The organism is Klebsiella sp. YJ, assembly GCF_002108615.1.
In the GTDB taxonomy this organism is placed as follows: domain Bacteria; phylum Pseudomonadota; class Gammaproteobacteria; order Enterobacterales; family Enterobacteriaceae; genus Klebsiella; species Klebsiella planticola.
Map to the genome: position 1 here is coordinate 1 of NZ_MTEG01000088.1, position 1,604 is coordinate 1,604.

Consider the following 1,604-nt stretch of genomic DNA (forward strand, 5'->3'; position numbering starts at 1 on the left):
TAGGCTGATTCGATGTGTTTGCGGGAAAAAAATCGGCCCAGATCCGCGAAATTTTAATCAGCGAGTCAGCTTGGGAAGAAATGACCTGCTTATTCGCACCTTCCTTAGGTTTGGTATGATGAAACAGAAAACAATCCACCATTACCCAACCATTTTTATATCGAGCCACCAGCATCTTCTGGCTGGGGTAATGAGCATGAAACAGCATTTTCACGTCCATGGTGCCCATCAACGACTGTTTGCGCTTTAGCTCATCCTCAGCCATCTGAAATTCTTGTAAGAATTCTGAAGACAGACGCTGACGCAGGATTCTTATGGCACTGGAGTTTTCATCATTCTTAGCCAGGTGCCCGAAGCGTACTAGTGCCTTGTGGGTTATCTGGATGGGTCCCAGATGAGAGCTGAGCTGTTCGTACTGCCAGAAGTAGGTCAAATCCACCTTAACCCAGCTGATGCTGTCCAGCAGAGCCTCGTTCATGATGGTTCCGGACATTGGTACCATTGTCAGCCTGGCCAGACGCATATGTATGTAGTCCGTAAGCAACCTCAGCGACTCAGGAACGTTTTTATTGAGTAGGAGATGCTGAAGCACCGGGGTTGCGGTCTGCCAACACAGATTGCGCCCGTCAGGCAGGAAAGCAAACTTTTGATCGTCAGGCGCAGAGTTCGAAGCGTTTTCCTTACGAAGCAAAAAATAATGGCCGCACAGCAGCTCTGCTCTTACCTGGTCCTCGTCAGGGTCATGTCGGGCTTTACTTAGATCAACGGTTAGCACAACGCGGTTAATCGCATCAGCGTGATATTTTTTTACCCAGACGCAGACACGATAGAGACGCTCATCGATTTTCTGGCTGGCTGTGGAAATCCATTGCATTGTTGTTCCTTAATTTTCGGGGCTGACAATGAAAATGCCCAGCTCAGCCCCCGGCACGAGTTCTGTATATTTCAGGCTCAGCTTCCGTTGGTTGGACGGACCCTGGCTGTTTTCAGGAGCCCAGTCAGAGAGCGTTTTTAATTGAGGTATGTTGCCTGCTGCGAAAATGGGCAAGGATGCTTTTACTACTGAATAATCAGTCTCAGCATATTTATTCCCGTTTCGTTCCTGCCCTTCAGGCCTAAATGCAAAAATGTGAGCAATCGGAACAGGGAAAGAGTTAGTTCGACAAAGGCGATAAGATTCGCCCTGCTTCAGTGGGTGAAATTCAAGACGGTGTAAAGCCTTATCGATATTAGACACGACATTCAAATTGGTAGTTGCTACATTTTTTACTTCTGAGGCTCTCCTGCGCTCCAACAAACTCACAAGTTGCTCTGCTGTTTTAACTTCCTGGTTTCGGTTTAGCCGCCATGAAAAAGTAACTTTTTTAAGCTGGGACTTGATGAAAAGGATATTTCTTGTTGAGTGCATAGCGACAAGGCCCGGGAGCTTCTTGTGCACTTTATCAAAACGGACATTCTTTTTATTATCGATACGCCTCATTGCCGCAGCAAAATCATTGGCACTGTTGCAAATAGTCGGTGGTGATAAACTTATCATCCCCTTTTGCTGATGGAGCTGCACATGAACCCATTCAAAGGCCGGCATTTTCAGCGTGACATCATTC

At 46.9% G+C, this 1,604-nt stretch carries 2 protein-coding genes; both read right to left on the reverse strand.

Going from position 1 to position 1,604, the window contains the following annotated elements; translation table 11 throughout:
• A partial coding sequence (locus BV390_RS30245; protein ID WP_227517268.1) for a hypothetical protein occupies positions 1-874 on the reverse strand: 874 nt, incomplete at its 3' end.
• 9 nt (positions 875-883) lie between these two features.
• On the reverse strand, positions 884-1,604 hold a 721-nt coding region (locus tag BV390_RS30250), incomplete at its 5' end, for a DNA replication terminus site-binding protein (RefSeq protein WP_227517269.1).